16 protein-coding genes are annotated in these 19,383 nt (G+C 67.7%); 6 read left to right on the top strand and 10 right to left on the bottom strand.

The window, feature by feature from the left end; genetic code table 11:
• Nucleotides 1–98 precede the first annotated feature (98 nt).
• From AC1Q5A_RS08125 to AC1Q5A_RS08115, 3 genes are all read left to right on the top strand, one after another.
• Entirely contained in the window at nucleotides 99–1,073 is a 975-nt protein-coding gene (locus AC1Q5A_RS08125) for a LysR substrate-binding domain-containing protein (protein WP_492700018.1), read from the top strand.
• 61 nt (nucleotides 1,074–1,134) lie between these two features.
• Complete coding sequence (locus tag AC1Q5A_RS08120; RefSeq protein WP_492700016.1) at nucleotides 1,135–2,277, top strand: pyridoxal phosphate-dependent aminotransferase; 1,143 nt, start codon at nucleotides 1,135–1,137, stop codon at nucleotides 2,275–2,277.
• Between the two features lie 2 nt (nucleotides 2,278–2,279).
• Nucleotides 2,280–3,080 (top strand): amidohydrolase, encoded by an 801-nt coding sequence (locus AC1Q5A_RS08115; RefSeq protein ID WP_492700014.1) that lies wholly within the window; start codon nucleotides 2,280–2,282, stop codon nucleotides 3,078–3,080.
• Between the two features lie 50 nt (nucleotides 3,081–3,130).
• Here the strand turns inward: AC1Q5A_RS08115 and arsC are convergent, their stop codons facing one another.
• The 5 genes from arsC to AC1Q5A_RS08090 all read right to left on the bottom strand — a co-directional run bounded on the left by arsC (nucleotide 3,131) and on the right by AC1Q5A_RS08090 (nucleotide 7,565).
• Nucleotides 3,131–3,475 carry an arsenate reductase (glutaredoxin) gene (arsC, locus tag AC1Q5A_RS08110; protein ID WP_492700012.1) on the bottom strand — a complete coding sequence of 115 codons (345 nt, stop codon included), beginning with the start codon at nucleotides 3,473–3,475 and terminating at the stop codon, nucleotides 3,131–3,133.
• A gap of 10 nt (nucleotides 3,476–3,485) precedes the next feature.
• Nucleotides 3,486–4,979: a pseudouridine synthase gene (locus AC1Q5A_RS08105; protein ID WP_492700010.1), complete on the bottom strand. Its 1,494-nt coding sequence runs from the start codon at nucleotides 4,977–4,979 to the stop codon at nucleotides 3,486–3,488.
• Entirely contained in the window at nucleotides 4,976–5,749 is a 774-nt protein-coding gene (scpB, locus tag AC1Q5A_RS08100; RefSeq protein WP_492700190.1) for an SMC-Scp complex subunit ScpB, read from the bottom strand. Before scpB ends, AC1Q5A_RS08105 begins: the two co-directional genes overlap by 4 nt.
• A 38-nt stretch (nucleotides 5,750–5,787) precedes the next feature.
• The gene (locus AC1Q5A_RS08095; protein ID WP_492700008.1) at nucleotides 5,788–6,720 is read right to left on the bottom strand and encodes a segregation and condensation protein A; all 933 of its coding nucleotides are present in this window, start codon (nucleotides 6,718–6,720) and stop codon (nucleotides 5,788–5,790) included.
• 308 nt (nucleotides 6,721–7,028) lie between these two features.
• Nucleotides 7,029–7,565, bottom strand: coding sequence for a hypothetical protein (locus tag AC1Q5A_RS08090; protein WP_492700006.1), 537 nt, complete (start codon nucleotides 7,563–7,565; stop codon nucleotides 7,029–7,031).
• Nucleotides 7,566–7,607: 42 nt separating this feature from the next.
• Between AC1Q5A_RS08090 and AC1Q5A_RS08085 the strand changes: the two genes are divergently transcribed.
• Nucleotides 7,608–7,979 carry a PilZ domain-containing protein gene (locus tag AC1Q5A_RS08085; RefSeq protein WP_492700004.1) on the top strand — a complete coding sequence of 124 codons (372 nt, stop codon included), beginning with the start codon at nucleotides 7,608–7,610 and terminating at the stop codon, nucleotides 7,977–7,979.
• A gap of 70 nt (nucleotides 7,980–8,049) precedes the next feature.
• On the opposite strand, the gene AC1Q5A_RS08080 is transcribed toward AC1Q5A_RS08085, so the two are convergent.
• Nucleotides 8,050–9,732, bottom strand: coding sequence for a long-chain-fatty-acid--CoA ligase (locus tag AC1Q5A_RS08080; protein ID WP_492700003.1), 1,683 nt, complete (start codon nucleotides 9,730–9,732; stop codon nucleotides 8,050–8,052).
• Nucleotides 9,733–9,871: 139 nt separating this feature from the next.
• On the opposite strand from AC1Q5A_RS08080, the gene AC1Q5A_RS08075 reads away from it, so the two are divergent.
• A complete protein-coding gene (locus AC1Q5A_RS08075) occupies nucleotides 9,872–10,318 on the top strand; it encodes a hypothetical protein (RefSeq protein ID WP_492700001.1) in 447 nt (148 codons plus the stop codon).
• Between the two features lie 96 nt (nucleotides 10,319–10,414).
• Here AC1Q5A_RS08075 and acnA read toward each other — a convergent pair whose 3' ends face one another.
• Nucleotides 10,415–13,165 (bottom strand): aconitate hydratase AcnA, encoded by a 2,751-nt coding sequence (gene acnA / locus AC1Q5A_RS08070; RefSeq protein ID WP_492699999.1) that lies wholly within the window; start codon nucleotides 13,163–13,165, stop codon nucleotides 10,415–10,417.
• Between the two features lie 261 nt (nucleotides 13,166–13,426).
• On the opposite strand from acnA, the gene AC1Q5A_RS08065 reads away from it, so the two are divergent.
• The gene (locus AC1Q5A_RS08065; RefSeq protein ID WP_492699997.1) at nucleotides 13,427–14,377 is read left to right on the top strand and encodes a LysR family transcriptional regulator; all 951 of its coding nucleotides are present in this window, start codon (nucleotides 13,427–13,429) and stop codon (nucleotides 14,375–14,377) included.
• Between the two features lie 15 nt (nucleotides 14,378–14,392).
• Here the strand turns inward: AC1Q5A_RS08065 and AC1Q5A_RS08060 are convergent, their stop codons facing one another.
• The 3 genes from AC1Q5A_RS08060 to AC1Q5A_RS08050 all read right to left on the bottom strand — a co-directional run bounded on the left by AC1Q5A_RS08060 (nucleotide 14,393) and on the right by AC1Q5A_RS08050 (nucleotide 19,344).
• On the bottom strand, nucleotides 14,393–15,718 hold the full coding sequence (locus AC1Q5A_RS08060; RefSeq protein WP_492699996.1) for a carbohydrate porin: 1,326 nt from the start codon (nucleotides 15,716–15,718) through the stop codon (nucleotides 14,393–14,395).
• Nucleotides 15,719–15,966: 248 nt separating this feature from the next.
• Nucleotides 15,967–17,796: a translational GTPase TypA gene (gene typA, locus AC1Q5A_RS08055; protein ID WP_492699994.1), complete on the bottom strand. Its 1,830-nt coding sequence runs from the start codon at nucleotides 17,794–17,796 to the stop codon at nucleotides 15,967–15,969.
• Between the two features lie 150 nt (nucleotides 17,797–17,946).
• Nucleotides 17,947–19,344 carry a GntP family permease gene (locus AC1Q5A_RS08050; RefSeq protein WP_492699992.1) on the bottom strand — a complete coding sequence of 466 codons (1,398 nt, stop codon included), beginning with the start codon at nucleotides 19,342–19,344 and terminating at the stop codon, nucleotides 17,947–17,949.
• Nucleotides 19,345–19,383: the final 39 nt, after the last annotated feature.

Below are 19,383 nucleotides of genomic sequence, written 5' to 3'. Positions count from 1 at the left end.
CGAGCCGGCTGGCCGGCGATGGAGTAAGGATAGGGTTGGGACAATCTGGCGATAAGATAGGATTTGTCAGACTTATCGTTCCTAACAGGAAACAGTCGATGACCGTATTGAGTGGCGCCCTGCAGGACCTCAACGATCTGTACTTTTTTGCCGCGGTGGTCGAGCACGGCGGCTTTTCCGCGGCCGGCCGCGCGCTGGGCGTACCGAAGTCGCGCCTGAGCAAGCGCGTAGCCCAGCTGGAGGAGCGCCTCGGCGTGCGCCTGCTGCAACGGACCACGAGGCGCTTCGTGGTGACCGAGGTCGGCGAGCGTTTCTACGCGCACTGCCGCGCCGTGCTGGAGGAAGCGCAGGCGGCGCAGGATGCGGTGGACGAATTGCGCGCCGAGCCGCGCGGCGTGGTGCGCCTGAGCTGCCCCGTCTCGCTGGCGCAGACCGTGCTGGCGCATGTGCTGCCGGATTTCCTCGCGCAGTACCCGAAGATGCAGGTGCGGCTGCTGTCGAGCAACCGCCGGGTCGATGTGATCGGCGAGGGTTATGACCTGGCGATCCGCGTGCGCACCAAGCTGGATACCGACGCGAACCTGGTGATCCGCACGTTCGGCCTGTCGCGCACCAAGCTGGTGGCCAGCCCGGCCCTGCTGAAGGCACAGGGGCACCCGCTGCAGCCAGACGACCTGGCCCGCCTGCCGGCGTTGTCGATGAGTGAGCACGAGGGTGCCCAGCTGTGGGAGCTGATCGGTGCGAATGGCGCGCAGACCAGCGTGGAAGTGCAGGCGCGGCTGATCACCGGCGATTTTGCGGTGCTGCTGGAAGCCGCCAGCCGCGGCATGGGCGTGGCGCTGCTGCCGGAGTTCGTCTGCGCGCCGGCGATCACCGCGGGCGAGCTCGAAGTGGTACTGCCGGAGTGGAGCGTGCCCGAGGGCACCATGCACTTCGTCTATCCCAGCCGCCGCGGCATGCTGCCGGGCGTGCGTGCACTGGTGGATTTCCTGGCCGAGCGGTTGCCGGCCACTACCTTGCAGAAGCACGAGCAATGCAAGCAGCGCGCGCAGGACGAACTTCCCGTGGCGTGATGCGCACGATCGCCCCGATGCAGTACGCTGCCGGGTTCACGGACATTTATACGGCCAAACGATGATCGCGACCAAGCTTCCCAAAGTCGGCACCACCATCTTCAGCGTAATGAGCCAGCTCGCGCTGCAGCACCAGGCGGTCAACCTGGGCCAGGGCTTTCCCGACTTCGAGCCGCCGCAGGGGCTGCGCGATGCGCTGACCCGCGCGATGAACGAAGGCCGCAACCAGTACGCGCCGATGCACGGCACCGCCGCGCTGCGCGAGCAGATCGCGCTGAAGACCGAAAGGCTGTACGGCCGCCGGCTCGACGTCGATACCGACATCACGCTCACCTCCGGCGCCACCGAGGCGATCTTCGCGGCGATCGCCGCGACGGTGCGCGCGGGCGAGGAGGTGATCGTATTCGACCCGGCCTACGACTGCTACGAGCCGGCGATCGAGCTGCAGGGCGCGCGTGCGGTGCACATTCCGCTGACCGTGCCGACGTTCGCGATCGACTGGCAGCGCGTGCGCGACGCGGTGACGCCGAAGACCCGCATGATCATGATCAACACGCCGCACAACCCGTCCGGCGCGGTGCTGTCGGCGGATGACCTGCAGCAGCTGGCGACGATCGTGCGCGACACGAAGATCGTGGTGCTGTCCGACGAGGTCTACGAGCACATCGTCTACGACGGCGCCCAGCACGAAAGCGTGCTGCGTCACCCGGAGCTGGCCGGGCGCAGCATCGTGATCTCCTCGTTCGGCAAGACCTACCACTGCACCGGCTGGAAGGTCGGCTATGCGGTGGCGCCGGCTGCGCTGTCGGCGGAGTTCCGCAAGGTGCACCAGTACCTCACGTTCTGCACCTTCCACCCGGCGCAGGTGGCGTTCGCCGAGTTCATGGCCAGCACGCCGCAGCACTACCTGGAACTGCCGGCGTTCTACCAGGCCAAGCGCGACCGCTTCCGCGCGCTGCTGGCGCCGTCGCGCTTCAAGCTGCTCGACGTGCCGGGCGGCTATTTCCAGCTGGTCGACTATTCGGCGATCCGCGACGAGGACGACCTCGCCTTCAGCAGGTGGCTGGTCGAGCAGGGCGGCGTGGCGGCGATCCCGCTGACGCCTTTCTACGAAAGCGCGCCGGGCACGCGCCTGCTGCGGCTGTGCTTCGCCAAGAGCGACGCCACGATGGATGCGGCGGCGGAGCGGCTATGCCGGCTCTGACCATGCAAGCGCTGAGGGTCTCGCTGGTGCAGGGTGCCACCCGCTGGCACGACGCGCCGGCCAATCGCGACTATTACGGCGCACTGGTGCGCCAGGCGAAAGGCAGCGACCTGATCGTGCTGCCGGAAACCTTCCTGTCCGGCTTCAGCAACGACACCCGCGCCAGCGCGGAAACCATGGACGGCGAGGGTGTGGCGTGGCTGCGCGCGCTGGCGATCGAGGTCGGCGCGGTGATCTGCGGCAGCCTGGCGATCCGCGAGGACGGCGTCGTCTACAACCGCCTGTTGTGGGTGCGGCCGGACGGCAGCTTCGCGCAGTACGACAAGCGCCACCTGTTCCGCATGGCCGGCGAACACACCCGCTACGGCGGCGGCAGCGAGCGGCTGGTGGTGGAGCTGAAGGGCTGGCGCATCCTGCCGCAGGTCTGCTACGACCTGCGCTTCCCGGTATGGCTGCGCAATCGCCGGCTGGCCTCCGCCGCCGGCGGCATGGACTACGACCTCGCCATCTTCGTGGCGAACTGGCCCGCGCCGCGCCGCCAGCCCTGGCGCACCCTGCTGCGCGCGCGGGCGATCGAGAACCTGAGCTACGTGGCCGGAGTGAACCGGGTCGGCGTGGACGGCAACGAGCTGCCTTATGCCGGCGACAGCGCGGTGATCGATCCGGTCGGCGAGCCGCTGCTGGAGCTGGGCGCGCAGGAGCAGGTGGTGACGGTCACGCTGGACCCGGCGCCGCTGCTGGCGCACCGCGAGCGTTTTCCGGCGTGGATGGATGCCGACGCGTTTTCGCTCGATCCGGATTGAGCAGGGCAAGCGAAGCACGGTAGCGCGCTGGAAGCGCTACGGCGGACTCCTCAGAGTATCGCCAGCACCGCTTCCGGCGGCCGGCCCAGTGCGGCCTTGCCGTTGGCGACGACGATCGGGCGTTCGATCAGCTTCGGGTGCGCCACCATCGCGGCGATCAGGGCGTCGTCGTCGAGCGCCGGATTGTCCAGTCCCAGCGAACGGAACTCCTCTTCGCCGCTGCGCAGCAACTGGCGGGCGCCCATGTTCAGCTGCTTCAGCAGGGCGGTCAGCTCGGCAGCGCTCGGCGGGGTGTCGAGGTAGTGGATCACCTCGATCGCACCGCCACGCTCTTCCAGCAGGGCCAGCGTGGCGCGTGACTTGGAGCAGCGGTTGTTGTGGTAGATGCGCACCATCGCCGGTTCCTCAGCGGTTGCCGGAGCGGTTGCCACCGCGGCCGGGTGGCCGTCCGCCGGCGGGACCGCCGTGGCGGCCGCCGCCCTGCGGCCGGCCCGCGGGCCGATTGCCGCCATGGCCTTGTGGGTGTGCGGGACCGCCGTGGGCGCGATTGCCCTGGCTCTGCGGGCGGGCACTGCGGTTGCCGGGTGCGTGGTTGCCGCCGGCGCCATGGCCGCGTGCCTCGCCGCCGAAACCGCTGTACGGGCTGCCGCCGGCGGTGCGGCCTTCACCGCCGTGGTGACCGTGTCCGCCGAACGGTTTGCCGCCACCGCTCGGCCGGCGATTGCCGGCGCCGGCAGCGCCGCGCGGGCCGCTCGGGCGGGCGCCGCCGTCCCGGCTTTCGCCGGCGAACCAGGTGCGCACCGACGGCAGTTCCTGGCCCGGCGCCACGCGCCGGCCCTTGCCGCCGCGCCTGCCGCCGTCGCTGCGCTCGGGGCGGGCGACGTTGCCGTTGACATCCTTGCCGCCGCCGCGTGGCGGCTTGCGGCCGCGCACGGGTTCCTCGCGGATGCGGTCGAACGCGCGCAGTTCGCGCGCCTCGTCCTGGCCGCCGGTCCAGGCCGTGCCGGCGCCGCGCTCGGGCCGGTATTCGGTGACGTTGCGATTGGCGCGGCGCTGGTGCAGCACCGGGCTCAGGGTCAGCACCGGCTGCGGCGCACCGAGGCCGGCGGTCTGGCGCAGCTGCTTGACGTTCTCGGCGTCCAGCGCCTCGCATTCGCCGCGACGCAGGTGGCGCGGCAACTCGATCGTGCCGTAGCGGATGCGTTTGAGCCGGCTGACCAGGAAACCCTGCGAGTCCCACAGGCGGCGCACCTCGCGGTTGCGGCCCTCGCGGATCACCACGCGGAACCAGCTGTGGCTGCCGCCGCGGCTGATCACGGCGATCTCGTCGAAGCGGGCGGGGCCGTCTTCCAGCTGCACGCCGGCCTTCAGCCGTTCGATGACCTCGTCGGGCACCTCGCCATGCACGCGGCACAGGTATTCGCGCTCCAGCCCGCTCTTCGGATGCATCAGCGCGTTGGCCAGTTCGCCGTCGGTGGTCAGCAGCAGCAGACCGGTGGTGTTGATGTCGAGGCGGCCCACAGCGACCCAGCGCGCGCCCTTCAGGCGCGGCAGCTGTTCGAACACGGTGGGGCGGCCCTCCGGGTCGTCGCGGGTGGTCAGCACGCCTTCGGGCTTGTGGTAGATCACCACCTCGGCGGCGTCGCGGCTGTCGGTGGCGACCACGAACTGCCTGCCGTCGATCACCACGCGGTCGCCGGCGTGCACGCTGGCGCCGATCGTGGCGGGGCTGCCGTTGAGTTCGACTTCGCCGGACTGGATGCGCACTTCGAGCATGCGGCGCGAGCCGAGGCCCGCATTCGCCAGCACCTTGTGCAGGCGCTCTTCCAGGGCGGGAGCGTCGGCGTCGGCACGGGGTTCGCGCTTCAGGGACAGGACGGATTTTTGCGGCGCAGTCATGCGCGGTACTCCTCGGGATCTGGCTCGGCGGCGTCGGGTTCGGCGTCCGCGGCGGGGGTCGCTGCCTCGTCGGCAGTGGTTGCAGGGGTCTCGGCGTGCAGGCTCGGATCGGAGCCGGCGTCGCCGGATACGGGGTCGATGGCCGGGGTCTCGGCGTCGGGCGTTTCCTCGTCCGGATCGATCGGCAGGTCGCGCACGATGCGGGCGGGCAGCGGCTCGGGTTCGAAGCGCAGCTGCGGGTCTTCCATGTCGCGGATTTCCGACAACGGCGGCAACTGGTCCAGCGATTTCAGGTTGAAGTAGTCGAGGAAGGCGCGGGTGGTGCCGAACAGCGCCGGCTTGCCGGGCACGTCGCGGTAGCCGACCACGCGGATCCACTCGCGCTCCTCCATCGTCTTGATGATGTTGGAGGACACCACCACGCCGCGGATCTGCTCGATCTCGGGGCGGGTGATCGGCTGGCGGTAGGCGATCAGCGCCAGCGTCTCCAGCAGCGCGCGCGAATAGCGGCTGGGCCGCTCGGTCCACATCCGCGAGATCCAGGCATGCACGTCCTGGCGCACCTGGTAGCGGAAGCCGGAGGCCACTTCCTTCAGCTCGATGCCGCGCCCGGCGCAGTCGCCGGCCAATGCCTCGAGCGCGTGGGCGATCTGCTCGCGGCCGACGTCGTCGGCCTCGGTGAACAGGTCGCCCAGCTGCTGCACGGTCATCGGCTGGGTGGAGGCCAGCAGGGCGGCCTCGATGATGGGTTTGAGTTGCTCGATCTGCATGACCTTCGGAGTCGGTTGCGGATTCAGGTGGGTATCGTTCATTCGCCGGACGACTCGACCAGCGCCGATTCGCCCGTCGCGGTGTCGTCCGCCGGTTCCTCGGCGGCATGTCCGGAAGTGGTCGCCTTCGCCTTCACGTATATCGGCGCCAGCGGCTCTTCCTGGACGATCTCGACCAGCATTTCCTTGGCCAGCTCCAGCATCGCCAGGAAGGTCACCACGATGCCGAGGCGGCCTTCGCTGACGTCGAACAGGCTCTCGAAGCGATGGAAGCTGCTGTCGTCGAGCCGGCTCAACAATTCGCCCATGCGCTGGCGCACGCTGAGTGCCTCGCGCTTGATCGCGTGATGCCCGAACAATTCGGCGCGGTGCATCACGTCCTTCAGCGCCAGCAGCAGTTCGGTCAGCTCCAGCGGCGGCGGCAGCTTGATCACGTTGCGCTCGCCCACGTCGGCGTGCACCACCGTGCTGTCGCGTTCCTGCCGGGGCAGCGCCTCGATGTCCTCGGCCGCGCGCTTGAACCGCTCGTACTCCTGCAGGCGCCGCACCAGCTCGGCACGGGGATCGTCCTCCAGCCCTTCCTCGGCCGGCGGCCGCGGCAGCAGCAGCCGCGACTTGATCTCGGCCAGGATCGCGGCCATCAGCAGGTATTCGGCGGCCAGCTCCAGCCGCATCACGTCCCGCATCAGCTCGATGTAGGCCATGTACTGCCGGGTGATCTCGGCGACCGGGATGTCGAGGATGTCCAGGTTCTGCCGGCGGATCAGGTACAGCAAAAGGTCCAGCGGACCCTCGAACGCCTCCAGGATGACCTCGAGCGCATCCGGCGGGATGTACAGGTCCTGCGGCATCTGCAGCATCGGCTGGCCGCGCACGATGGCCAGCGGCATTTCCTGCTGCTGCGGTACCGATGCAAACGCATCCTGCGCTACGGCATCCGGGCTCTGTGGCTCGACGGGCTCAGTGCTCATCAATACATGTCATCGGGCCGCCTGCGGCGGCTGGCAGTGTGCAACACGATCGGAATCATCCACATGCCGGCACAACCATGGGGTGTCCGCACTCGGAACACGGCGGTGAGGCGGCATTCCCGGGGTACTGCGTTTTTCACAATTTCGGTCGGGGCGCGACGGGCGCTATCGCCACGACGGGCATGACGATGCCGCTCGATGGCGGTTCGGTCAGGCTGGCCGCAAGCGACCGTTGTACGCCGGCTCCGGGTTGTCAGCCACGGCAAGGGCGAAAGCCAGGGGCGGCGAGGGGTGGCGCCACTGACGGTTCAACGGGTCGGTTCAGAGAGCAATCGCATGGAAGCCACTGGGTGCCCGAGGTGATCGGCAACCGTTTCCTGGAACCACGCGTGGGCAAAGAGTAGCGTCTGGCTGGCGGCAAGTCCAGCGGCGCATGTGCCGGAATTGGAATCCGGTGCGTTCGCCGACTCCATGCGTACCCCCATGATCGGCACAATACGCCGGTCCCGCCGGGTGAATCGGGGATTCCAGCGGTGCAGGGCGGCATGTGACCCAATGCGTCGGATGCGACTTGGCCGCGTCAGACGCAGCCCCGCGTCGACGGCGGGTAGCCGTGGCGAACCCGGCGTGATTCCGAGGCCCGCCAGGCGCGGTTTCGGCAGGTGTTGATCGGCACCTGCATCCGGCCGGCCGGCCGGAATGGATGGCATGGTGGTTGCTTGTAATATCCACGATGAACACGGCCCGCCGATACGCTGGACAGTGAGGGCGTGAGTCATGCACGGAATGCGCGAGGCATCCATGTGCATGATGCGGCAGGAAGGTTTCAGGATGATGTTGGCCACGCTGTGGTGGCCGTAGGGCGGGCGCAGGCGGATGGTGGACTGATGGCGAACGACAACAAGCGTGGACCAGACGGCACGGGCAAGGAGCAATTGCGCCCGGCGCGCATGCAGATCGAGACGACGGTACTGATGAGCCGGCACGGCGAGTCGCAGCCGACCGAGCTGGTCGATATCTCGGCTACCGGCGCCTTGCTGCGGCGTCCGCTGGGCTGGTCCGGCGAGGTGGGGCAGAGCTGGGTGCTCGACATGATCTTCGGGCGCAACCTGCACATCCACCTGGAGGCTGTGATCGCGCGCATCTCCGACCACCACATCGGATTTTCGTACAGCCACATCCCGGAGGACAAGCAGGTGCCGCTGTGGAACCTGCTTGGCGGATACGCCGATATCCTGGAGCACTGGAAGGAGGGCTGAGCGAAACTCCGCTGCCGCAGAAAAACGCCCGCATGGTGCGGGCGTTTCCGTTTTGAGGCCGGATCGCCGTTCAGGCGGTGGCTTTCTTCTCGTCGCGCAGCTCGCGGCGCAGGATCTTGCCCACGTTGCTCTTCGGCAGGCTGTCGCGGAACTCGATGAACTTGGGCCGCTTGTAACCGGTGAGATTCTCGCGGCAGAACTGCCGGAGCGCGTCCTCGGTGAGGTTCGGGTCCTTGCGCACCACGAACAGCTTCACCACTTCGCCGGAATGCTCGTCCGGCACGCCGACTGCGGCGACTTCAAGCACGCCGGGGTGCTGCATCACCGCGTCCTCGACCTCGTTCGGATAGACGTTGAAGCCGGACACCAGGATCATGTCCTTCTTGCGGTCGACGATGTAGAAGTAGCCGTTGACGTCCATCCTCGCGATGTCGCCGGTGTGCAGCCAGCCGTCGGCGCCGAGCACCTTGGCGGTCTCGTCCGGGCGTTGCCAGTAGCCTTTCATCACCTGCGGTCCTTGCACCATCAGCTCGCCCACCTCGCCGACGGGGAGCGGCTTGCCGTCCTCCGACCAGATCGCCACGTTGGTGGACGGCACCGGCAGGCCGATCGAGCCGCTGTATTCCTTGAGATCCAGCGGATTGATGCAGACCGCGGGTGAGGTCTCGGTCAGGCCATAGGCTTCGGCCAGGGTGCAGCCGGTGACCTTCTGCCAGCGTTCGGCCACCGCGCGCTGCACCGCCATGCCGCCGCCCAGGGTCAGGTGCAGCCGGGAGAAGTCGAGCTCGGCGAAGCCGGGCGTATGCAGCAGCCCGTTGAACAGCGTGTTGACGCCGGTCAGCGCGGTGAAGCCGGACTTGGCCAGCTCCTTGACGAAACCCGGCATGTCGCGCGGGTTGGTGATCAGCCAGTTGAGCCCGCCCAGGCGCATGAACACCAGCCCGTTCGCGGTCAGCGAGAAGATGTGGTACAGCGGCAGCGCGGTGATGATCACTTCCTGGCCTGGCTTGGCGTTGGCGCCGATCCAGGCGTCGGCTTGCAGCATGTTGGCGATCATGTTGCCGTGGCTGAGCATGGCGCCCTTGGCCACGCCGGTGGTGCCGCCGGTGTACTGCAGGAAGGCGATGTCGTCGTGGCCCAGTGCGACCGGCTGCAGCGGATGCGCCGCGCCGCGCGCCAGCGCGTCACGGAAGCGCACCGCCTGCGGCAGGTGGAACGCCGGCACCATCTTCTTCACGTGCTTCAGCACGAAGTTGATCAGTGCGCCCTTGGGGAAGCCGAGCAGGTCGCCGATGCCGGTGGTGACGATGTGCCGCACCCCGGTGTCGGCCACCACCTGCTGCACGGTGGCGGCGAAATTGTCCAGCACCACGATCGCCTTGGCGCCGGCGTCGTCGAGCTGGTGCTTGAGCTCGCGCGCGGTGTACATCGGGTTGGTGTTGACCACCACCAGCCCGGCGCGCAGTGCGCCGAACAGCGCGATCGGGTACTGCAGCACATTCGGCATCATGATCGCGATGCGGTCGCCCTTGCCGAGCTTGAGCACGCCGGTGAGGTAGCCGGCGAACTGGCGGCTCAGCGCGTCGATCTGGCCGTAGCTGAGCTGGCGGCCGAAGCTGGAGAACGCCGGGCGATCGCTGAAACGTCCAAACGCTTCTTCCAGCACGGCCGGCACCGAGGCGTATTGGCTGACGTCGATTTCTGCGGGTACGCCGGCTGGATAGTGATCCAGCCAAGGACGTTCGTTGCTCATGCTCGGGTTCCCTGTTTTGTCGATGACGGCAGGTGGACGATGGCTTTAGGATGACGCGGCTCCATCATGCCCCACGCGTCGTTTCATTGGAGCATACGCCCGCGTATAGCGGCAAGCCTCACCGCAGCGAGTTCCATCGATGATCTTCCCGAGAAAAAACGCCTGTCTGCTGGCCGCGCTCGCGTTGCTGGTACTGGCGTTGCCGGCCTGTCGCCGCACGCCTGATGAAGTGCAGGTGCGCGAAGCGATCGCAGCGGTGGTCCAGGCGGCCGAGGCAGGCTCGGCCGGTGGCGTAGGCAAACCGCTGAGCGAAGATTTCGATGGCAATGCCGGCACGCTGGACCGGCGCCAGCTGGTCGACATGGTGCGGCTGTTCGCGTTGCGTGGCGAGCATATCGGCGTGACGATGGGACCGGTGTCGATCGAGCATCGCGGCGAACGGATGGTGGCCTCGTTCACCGTCACCCTGACCAGCGGCGGCAGGCTGCTGCCCGACCAGTTGGGCCTGTACCAGGTCGAATCGGCGTGGCGCGAGGAAGACGGCGCGTGGCGCTGCTACTCGGCCACCTGGACGCACGCGCTGTAGGCGCCGCGTCGCTGGCGCCATTCGATTTTCCGCAAACGGAAAGACCGCCCCGGACAGCAGGGCGGTCTTTCGTCTTGTGCAGCTCCGGGCGGGAAATCAGGCGGCCTTCTTGCCCGCCAGCTGACGCAGCACGTACTGCAGGATGCCGCCGTGGCGGAAGAACTCGCGTTCCTTCGGGGTCAGCAGCATCACGTTCACGCTGAACTGCTTCCTGCTGCCGTCGGCGGCGGTGGCGACGACCGTGGCTTCCTTCGAGTTGCCGTCGTCCAGGCCGGTGATGTCGAAGGTTTCCTTGCCGGTGAGGCCCAGCGTCTGCGCGTTCTGGCCGTCCTTGAAGGTGCACGGCAGCACGCCCATGCCGACCAGGTTGGAGCGGTGGATGCGCTCGAAGCTCTCGGCGATCACCGCCTTCACGCCCAGCAGCAGGGTGCCCTTGGCCGCCCAGTCGCGCGAGGAACCGGTGCCGTATTCCTTGCCGGCCAGCACCACCAGCGGAGTACGGCTTGCCTTGTACTTCACCGCGGCATCGTAGATCGCCAGCTGCTCGCCCGACGGCACGTGCAGGGTGTAGCCGCCTTCGACGTTGTCGAGCATCAGGTTCTTGATGCGGATGTTGGCGAAGGTGCCGCGCACCATCACGTCGTCGTTGCCGCGGCGCGAGCCGTAGGAGTTGAAGTCCTTCGGCTGCACGCCCTTCTCGATCAGGAAGCGGCCCGCCGGGCTGTCCTTCTTGATCGAGCCGGCCGGCGAGATGTGGTCGGTGGTGATCGAGTCGCCGAACACGCCCAGCGCGCGGGCGCCGTGGATATCCTCCACCTTGCCCAGCGCCATCGTCATGCCGTCGAAGTAGGGCGGGTTCTTGATGTAGGTGGAATCATTCCAGCGGTAGACCGCGCCGTCCGGCGAGGCGATCTGGTTCCAGCGGCTGTCGCCCTTGAACACGTCGGCATAGTTCTTCTCGAACATGGCCGGGTTGATCGCACCGGCGATCGCGTCGGAGATTTCCTGGTTGCTCGGCCAGATGTCCTTCAGGTAGACCGGCTTGCCGTCGTTGCCGGTGCCGATCGCGTCCCTGGTCAGGTCGATGTCCAGCGTGCCGGCCAGCGCATAGGCGACCACCAGCGGCGGCGAGGCCAGGTAGTTCATCTTCACTTCCGGGTGCACGCGGCCCTCGAAGTTGCGGTTGCCCGAGAGCACCGAGGCCACCGCCAGGTCGCCGTCGGCGATGCCCTTGCTGATCTCCACCGGCAGCGGGCCGGAGTTGCCGATGCAGGTGGTGCAGCCGTAGCCCACGATGTAGAAGTTGATCTTTTCCAGTTCCTTCAGCAGGCCGGTCTGCTCCAGGTAGTCGCTGACCACCTTCGAGCCCGGCCCGATCGAGGTCTTCACCCACGGCTTGGCCTTCAGGCCCCTCGCGGCGGCCTTCTTCGCCACGATGCCGGCGCCCAGCATCACCGCCGGGTTGGAGGTGTTGGTGCAGGAGGTGATCGCGGCGATCACCACCGAGCCGTCGCCGACGCGGAAGCTCTCGCCGTCCTTCTCGACCAGCACGCCGGTTTCGCCGATGGCGTTGGCCGGATTGCCGATCGCGGTGGCGCCGCCCTCGTTGGCGAACGCCGAGACGGCACCGTTCTTCGGGCGGCGGTTCGCGGTAAGCGCGCCGACCACGTCATGGAAGCTCTGCTGCACGCCTTCCAGCAGCACGCGGTCCTGCGGGCGCTTCGGGCCGGCCATCGACGGACGCACGTCGGCAAGGTCCAGTTCCAGCGTGGTGGTGTATTCCGGCGTCGGGCTGTTCTCGTCGTGCCACATGCCCTGCGCCTTGGCGTACGCCTCGACCAGCCTGATCTGCGCGGCGCTGCGGCCGGACAGCTGCATGTAGTTCAGCGCTTCCTGGTCGATCGGGAAGATGCCGCAGGTGGCGCCGTATTCCGGTGCCATGTTGCCGATGGTGGCGCGGTCGGCCAGTGGCAGGTGCTTCAGGCCATTGCCGAAGAACTCGACGAACTTGCCGACCACGCCGAGCTTGCGCAGCATCTGGGTGACGGTCAGCACCAGGTCGGTGGCGGTGACGCCCTCGCCCAACCTGCCGGTCAACTTGAAGCCGACCACCTGCGGGATCAGCATGGAGGAGGGCTGGCCCAGCATCGCCGCCTCGGCCTCGATGCCGCCCACGCCCCAGCCCAGCACGCCGAGGCCATTGATCATGGTGGTGTGCGAGTCGGTGCCGAACACGGTGTCCGGGTAGGCCCAGCTCTCGCCGCCGATGTCGGCGGTGAACACCACGCGGGCCAGATGTTCCAGGTTCACCTGGTGCACGATGCCGGTGCGCGGCGGCACCACCTTGAAGTTGTTGAACGCCTTCTGGCCCCAGCGCAGGAACGAGTAGCGCTCCTGGTTGCGCTCGAACTCGATCGCCACGTTCTGTTCCAGCGCGCTTTCCGTGCCGTACACGTCGACCTGCACCGAGTGGTCGATGACGAGTTCTGCCGGGGCCAGCGGGTTGATCTGGGTGGCGTCGCCGCCCAGCTTCACCACCGCGTCGCGCATCGCGGCCAGGTCCACCACGCAGGGCACGCCGGTGAAGTCCTGCAGCACCACGCGCGCCGGCATGAAGGCGATCTCGGTCGCCGGCTCGGCCTTGGCGTCCCACTTCGCGATCGCCTCGATTTCCTTCGCGGTGACGTCGACGCCATCCTCGTGGCGCAGCAGGTTCTCCAGCAGGATCTTCAGCGAGTACGGCAACCGCTTCAGGTCGTAGCGCTGGCCCAGCTTGGCCAGGCTGGCGAAGACATGGCGCTGGCCGTTGACCTCGAGGGTGTCGCGTACGGAAAAGGTGTCTTTCATGGGGACGTGCTCCTGGCTGGATCCTGCGGCTGGGATGACTGTGTGGCGGCGCCGGACGCCACATGGGTATGTCGTTCCGGCAAAACGGAATTATCGCGCAAACTCCGCAGGGTCGTGAACCGACTGCGCCCGGGTGAAGGCGGCGTGCATGGCCGCGGGCGCCGGCAGGCGGCATCGACGGGTACACTGCGCCGACACTCGTGGCGACTCCGCCGCACAGGATGGATCCGATGGCCACCGCACGCAAACGCCTTTGATGACATGCAGCATTCGATGATTTCGATGGGCCTGGCCGCCGTCTCGCTGCGCGACCTCGCGCTGGTGCAGGCGGTGCATCGCCACGGCAGTTTCAACAGTGCGGCGCGGGCGATGCACATCAGCCCGTCCGGACTGTCGCACCAGGTGCAGAAGGTGGAGCAGGCGCTGGGCGCACCGCTGTTCGAGCGCGGCGGCCGGAAGATCGTGCCGACCGCGGGCGGCCAGCGGCTGCTGCAGCAGATCGACGCGGTGCTGGCCTCCGCCGAACACCTGCAACAGGTTGCCCGCGCCGGCGAGGTCGCCTTCGGCGGCGAGTTGCGGCTGGGCGTGCCGGCTTCGCTTGGGCCGTACCTGCTGCCGCACCTGATCGCGCCGTTTCCGCAACATTTTCCCGGTGCGCGGCTGGGTATCTCCGAAGGCAAGCCGCGCGGCCTGTTGCGGCGGTTGAGCGAAGGCGAACTCGACGCGGTGCTGGCGCCGCCGGCAGCGGCGACCAGCGGGATCGCTTCGCGCCCGCTGTTCTTCGAGCCGTGGGAATTGATGCTGCGCGCCGACCACCCGCTGGCCGGCCAGGACAGCATTGCGCTGGCCCGGCTCGATCCGGCCGAGGCCACGCTGATGGCCGAAAGCCACGCCGACGGCCTGCAGGGCGGCGGCAGCGAACACGGTCACGTGCAGGACGTCAGCCTGGAAAGTCTGGCCGCCCTGGTCAGCCTGCGCGGCGGCTATGCGCTGGTGCCGGCGCTGGCACACGAGCGGCTGGCCTCGATGCCGAACATTGCGCTGGCGAAACTCCAGGAGCAGGCGAGCGGCCGCGAGATCGCGCTGTACTGGCGCGACGCCTCGCCGTGGCACGACGACCTGCAGGCGTTTGCCGAACTGCTGCGCAAGCTGGCAAGGCAACGACCGGGGTTGCGTGTGACCGTGGCAAAAGCGAAGGCGGCTTCGCCCTGAGGAAACCCGTGGCGATCAGAGCTCCAGGTGTATCCGCAGCGCCACAAAACGGGCGGGGCCGCGATCGCGGTTGTAGCCCGGGTTGCGCACCAGTTGCAGGTCCGGACTGAGGGTGAGGTGCTTGCCGACCGAGAGGTTGTAATAGGTCTCGAGGATCTGCTCTTGGCCGTAGTGAAGCGCGCCGTCGCCGAGCACGAACCCGTCGCCGCCGAGCGCTAGGTATTCGCGATGTCCCGGCGAGAGCGCGTTGAACGCGACGCCGACGCCAAGATGATCGCCGGGACGGTTCCAGTGCACGCCCGACAACTGGAAGCCGCCGCTGAGGGTGCGGTCGACCTCGGTGAAGGCGAACGATTCGGTGCGGCCGTCGTTCCAGCCGGCGCGCATGAACAGGCCGGTGTCGCCGTGGTCGGCCAGTGGCAGCTCGCCGTTGAGGCCGAAGCCGTATTTGTGCCGGCCCGGGCGCTCGTCGGCCGTGATGTCGGGCACGCTGCCGCTGGCCAGCACGGCAGCGATGGCCTGCCGGTACACGCCCATCGAGGCGGTATTGCGGTAGACCAGCAGGCGCAGTGCCCAGCCGTCCGGATCGGGTTGCACGGTCAGCTCGGTCTGCTCGCCGCGGGCGCGGCGCAGCGAGGGCACCAGGCGCTGGCCGTTGGCGTGGAAGGGCATACGGTAGACGCCATAGCGCAGGCTCCAGCCGGCATCCACCCAGGCCAGCATGACGCCGTCGGTATAGCCGCGGGTGTCGGCGGCGAAATCCCAGGCGGTGTCGTTGAACAGCGTCCAGTTCATGAACTGGGTGCGCGTGCTGCCGGCGTAGCGGTTCTTGTCGAAGTCGTCGCTGGCGGCCATCTTGCCGATCTTGACCTCGATCCGCCGCACGGCTTCCGCGCCCGGCAGCTGATCCTGGGCACGCTCCACGGTCGAGGTGGCGTCGCCGAGCGGCAGCGTCCAGCGCAGGAAACGGCGGGCGACATAGGGGCCCTTGCCGAGCCCGGTGGTGCCGGCGCGGATCACGTCGCCGTTGGTCAGGCCGCCCAGCCCGGTGGCGTCGCTGACGCCGGCGCCCTTGAACATTTCCACGTCGAAGTAGAACTGCAGGCGTGCAGGCAGGGCCACGCCGAAGTATGCGCCGAAGGTGTCCGAGCGCCTGGTATCGCTGCGGGCGTGCAGGCTCAGCGGGCCGGCATAGGGCGAATGCAGCGAGGACTGGTGCTGGTCGACGAAGGTGTACTGCGCGCCCAGCCACTGGGGCACGAACAGGGGCGCGTCACCGGCGTGGGTGAGCGTGGCGACCAGCGCCAGCGGCGCGGTGAGGAGGAAACGGGAGAAGCGCATGGTCTCGTTCCGTGCAGGGGCACGGAGCGAGCAGGTCAGACCGGTACGGTCCCGCTCACGGCCGTGCCGTGATGGTATGGCTGCGGTGGGCATGGCGACGCTGGCGCGTCGGGCTGCCGCTGCGACTACTGGCGGGATCGTCGTTCATCTGGGTTGCAATTATCCGCTGGGGCCCCGGGCGGGGCGCGCGCATGATCGGCGCGCGCGACCGGCGTGTCAATACCGGTTGCGTGCGCCGCCGGTCTTCGTCACGAGCCGCGCGAGGCGCGCTTGCGGTCGTTCTCGGTGAGGTGCTTCTTGCGCAGGCGGATTTCCTTCGGGGTGACCTCGACCAGCTCGTCGTCGTCGATGAAGTCCAGCGCCTGTTCCAGCGTGAACTTGATCGCCGGGGTCAGCTGGATCGCATCGTCCTTGCCCGAGGCGCGCATGTTGGTCAGCGGCTTGGGCTTGATCACGTTCACCGTGAGGTCGTTGTCCTTGGCGTGGATGCCGACCAGCTGGCCTTCGTACACGTTGTCGCCCTCGGCCGCGAACAGCTTGCCGCGATCCTGCAGCGGCCCCAGCGAGTAGGCCGGGGTGGTGCCGCCGGCGTTGGCGATCATCACGCCGTTGAGGCGCTTGGCGATCTGGCCTTCTTCCTTCGGACCGTAATGGTCGAACACGTGGAACAGCAGGCCCGAGCCCTGGGTGAGGGTCTTGAACTGGTTCTGGAAGCCGATCAGGCCGCGCGCCGGGATCATGTACTCCAGGCGCACGCGGCCCTTGCCGTCGGGCTCCATGTTCTTGAGCTGGCCCTTGCGCATGCCGAGGCGCTCCATCACCGGACCCTGGTGGGTCTCCTCGACGTCGACCACCAGTTGCTCGAACGGCTCCATCTTCTGGCCGTCGATTTCCTTGATGATCACTTCCGGACGCGACACGGCCAGTTCGTAGCCCTCGCGGCGCATGTTCTCGATCAGCACCGACAGATGAAGCTCGCCGCGGCCGGAGACCAGGAACTTGTCGGCGTCCGAACCCTGCTCGACCTTCAGCGCCACGTTGTGCACCTGCTCGCGTTCCAGGCGGTCCTTGAGCTGGCGGCTGGTGAGGAACTTGCCGCCGGAGAGATCCTTGTTGCCGGCGAACGGCGAATTGTTCACCTGGAAGGTCATGCTGATCGTCGGCTCGTCGACGGTCAGCGCGGGCAGCGCCTCGGGCGTGTCCAGCGCGCAGATCGTGTCGGAGATGGTCAGGTCCGCGATGCCCGAGATGGCGACGATGTCGCCCGCCTCGGCGCTGTCCTGCTCGATGCGCTCCAGGCCGAGGAAGCCGAGCACCTGCAGCACCTTGCCCTGGCGCTTCTTGCCGTGCCGGTCGATCACCGCCACCGGCATGTTCTTCTTCAGCGTGCCGCGCTGGATGCGGCCGATGCCGATCACGCCGACGAAGTTGTTGTAGTCCAGCTGGCTGATGCGCATCTGGAACGGGCCGTCCGGATCGACGTCAGGCTTGCTGACGTGCTGCATGATCGCCTCGTACAGCGGGGTCATGTCGCCTTCGCGCACGCTGTCGTCGAGGCTGGCATAGCCGTTCAGCGCCGAGGCGTAGACGATCGGGAAATCCATCTGTTCCGGTGTGGCGCCCAGGCGATCGAACAGATCCCAGACCTGCTCGACGACCCACTCGGGGCGTGAACCGGGACGGTCGACCTTGTTCACCACCACGATCGGCCTGAAGCCCATCGCGAACGCCTTCTGGGTCACGAAGCGGGTCTGCGGCATCGGGCCGTCCATCGCGTCGACCAGGATCAGCACTGAGTCCACCATCGACAGCACGCGTTCCACCTCGCCACCGAAGTCGGCGTGACCGGGGGTGTCGACGATGTTGATACGGTTGCCCTGCCAGGTGATCGCCGTGTTCTTGGCCAGGATGGTGATGCCGCGTTCCTTTTCCTGGTCGTTCGAGTCCATCACGCGCTCGGCCAGCACGGTGCGCTCGCTGAGCGTGCCGGACTGTTTGAGCAGGCAATCGACGAGAGTGGTCTTGCCGTGGTCGACGTGGGCGACGATGGCGATATTGCGCAGTTTTTCGATGGACATGGGGTCGGCTCGGGCGGCTCGGAGGCCGTCACGCAGGTTTTTGAAGGGCGAATTGACCGATTATACGGACTTGTGTGACAACTTGCCCGTCATTTCTTCGATCCGTTCATCCAGCCTGCGTCCGACGATCCGCGGACATCGCCGCTGCCGCTACACCACGCCGAGGAAATAGTACGCGGCGATCGCCACCAGCACCGCCAGGGTCTTGATCACGGTGATCGCGAAGATGTCCCTGTAGGCCTGGCGGTGGGTCAGCCCGGTCACCGCCAGCAGGGTGATCACGGCGCCGTTGTGCGGCAGTGTGTCCATGCCGCCGGAAGCCATCGCGGCGACCCGGTGCAGCACCTCCATCGGGATGCCGGCGGTGTGCGCGTTGGCGATGAAGGTCTCGGCCATCGCGCCCAGTGCGATGCTCATGCCGCCGGAAGCCGAGCCGGTGATGCCGGCCAGCGCGGTGACGGTGACCGCCTCGTTGAGCAGTGGGTTCGGGATCGTGTGCAGCGCGTCGGCGACCAGCTTGAAGCCGGGCAGGGCGGCGATCACCGCGCCGAAGCCGTACTCGGAAGCTGTGTTCATCGAGGCCAGCAGCGCCCCGCCGACCGCCGCCTGGCTGCCGGCGGCGAGATGCGTGATCACCGCGCGCCAGGCGAACGCCAGCACGCACAGGATGCCGACCAGCAACGCGCCCTCGACCGCCCAGATCGCGGCGACCTTGGACACCTCCTGCACCACCGGCTTCGCGCCGCCGACCACGCTGGGCAGGAACGACTGCGTTTCGCCGTAGAGGCGCGGGATCAGGTCGGTGAACAGCTTGTTGCATGCGCCGACCAGCACCAGCGGCAGCAGCGCAACCAGCGGATGGGCCAGCTTGCCGCCCTCGAACGGAGCCGGTTCGTTGACCAGGTTGCCGCCGTAGCCTTCGCCGGCCGCGGCGGCCTTGCGCCGGCGCCAGTCCAGATAGCCCAGGCCCGCGATCAGGATGAACACCGCGCCGATCGTGCCCAGCCATGGCGCGGCCCAGGTATTGGTGCCGAAGAACGAGGTGGGGATGATGTTCTGGATCTGCGGCGTGCCCGGCAGCGAATCCATGGTGAAGGTGAACGCGCCCAGCGCGATGGTGCCCGGGATCAGCCGTTTCGGAATGTCCGATTGACGGAACAGTTCCGCGGCGAACGGGTACACCGCGAACACCACCACGAACAGCGACACGCCGCCATAGGTCAGCAGCGCGCACACCAGCACGATCGACAGGATCGCCCGGCTGCGCCCGACCAGGCCGATGGTGGCCGCCACGATCGCCTTGGAGAAACCGGACAGCTCGATCAGCTTGCCGAACACCGCGCCCAGCATGAACACCGGGAAGTAGAGCTTGAGGAAGCCGACCATCCTGTCCATGAACAGGCCGGTGAACATCGGCGCCACCAGCGCCGGATCGGTCAGCAGCACCGCCCCCAACGCGGCGATCGGCGCGAACAGGATGACGCTGTAGCCGCGATACGCCGCGAACATCAGGAAGCACAGCGCGGCCAGCACGATCAGGAACGCCATCCGTGAATCTCCTCGAGGTGAGCCCGGCCAGCGGCGCTG

The sequence above is a fragment of the Rhodanobacter sp. GW835-FHT13D09 genome (assembly GCF_058793995.1).
The sequence above is the reverse complement of the archived record's forward strand: the minus strand, read 5'-3'. Positions and strand labels throughout refer to the sequence as shown.

Coding starts and splice junctions, on each gene's coding strand:
- arsC (WP_492700012.1), bottom strand. CDS start 3,475: ATGGTGCGCATCTACCACAACAACCGCTGCTCCAAGTCACGCGCCACG.
- AC1Q5A_RS08125 (WP_492700018.1), top strand. CDS start 99: ATGACCGTATTGAGTGGCGCCCTGCAGGACCTCAACGATCTGTACTTT.
- AC1Q5A_RS08115 (WP_492700014.1), top strand. CDS start 2,280: ATGCAAGCGCTGAGGGTCTCGCTGGTGCAGGGTGCCACCCGCTGGCAC.
- AC1Q5A_RS08075 (WP_492700001.1), top strand. CDS start 9,872: ATGATCTTCCCGAGAAAAAACGCCTGTCTGCTGGCCGCGCTCGCGTTG.
- acnA (WP_492699999.1), bottom strand. CDS start 13,165: ATGAAAGACACCTTTTCCGTACGCGACACCCTCGAGGTCAACGGCCAG.
- typA (WP_492699994.1), bottom strand. CDS start 17,796: ATGTCCATCGAAAAACTGCGCAATATCGCCATCGTCGCCCACGTCGAC.
- AC1Q5A_RS08080 (WP_492700003.1), bottom strand. CDS start 9,732: ATGAGCAACGAACGTCCTTGGCTGGATCACTATCCAGCCGGCGTACCC.
- AC1Q5A_RS08065 (WP_492699997.1), top strand. CDS start 13,427: ATGCAGCATTCGATGATTTCGATGGGCCTGGCCGCCGTCTCGCTGCGC.
- AC1Q5A_RS08060 (WP_492699996.1), bottom strand. CDS start 15,718: ATGCGCTTCTCCCGTTTCCTCCTCACCGCGCCGCTGGCGCTGGTCGCC.
- AC1Q5A_RS08050 (WP_492699992.1), bottom strand. CDS start 19,344: ATGGCGTTCCTGATCGTGCTGGCCGCGCTGTGCTTCCTGATGTTCGCG.
- AC1Q5A_RS08105 (WP_492700010.1), bottom strand. CDS start 4,979: ATGACTGCGCCGCAAAAATCCGTCCTGTCCCTGAAGCGCGAACCCCGT.
- AC1Q5A_RS08120 (WP_492700016.1), top strand. CDS start 1,135: ATGATCGCGACCAAGCTTCCCAAAGTCGGCACCACCATCTTCAGCGTA.
- AC1Q5A_RS08095 (WP_492700008.1), bottom strand. CDS start 6,720: ATGAGCACTGAGCCCGTCGAGCCACAGAGCCCGGATGCCGTAGCGCAG.
- AC1Q5A_RS08085 (WP_492700004.1), top strand. CDS start 7,608: ATGGCGAACGACAACAAGCGTGGACCAGACGGCACGGGCAAGGAGCAA.
- scpB (WP_492700190.1), bottom strand. CDS start 5,749: ATGCAGATCGAGCAACTCAAACCCATCATCGAGGCCGCCCTGCTGGCC.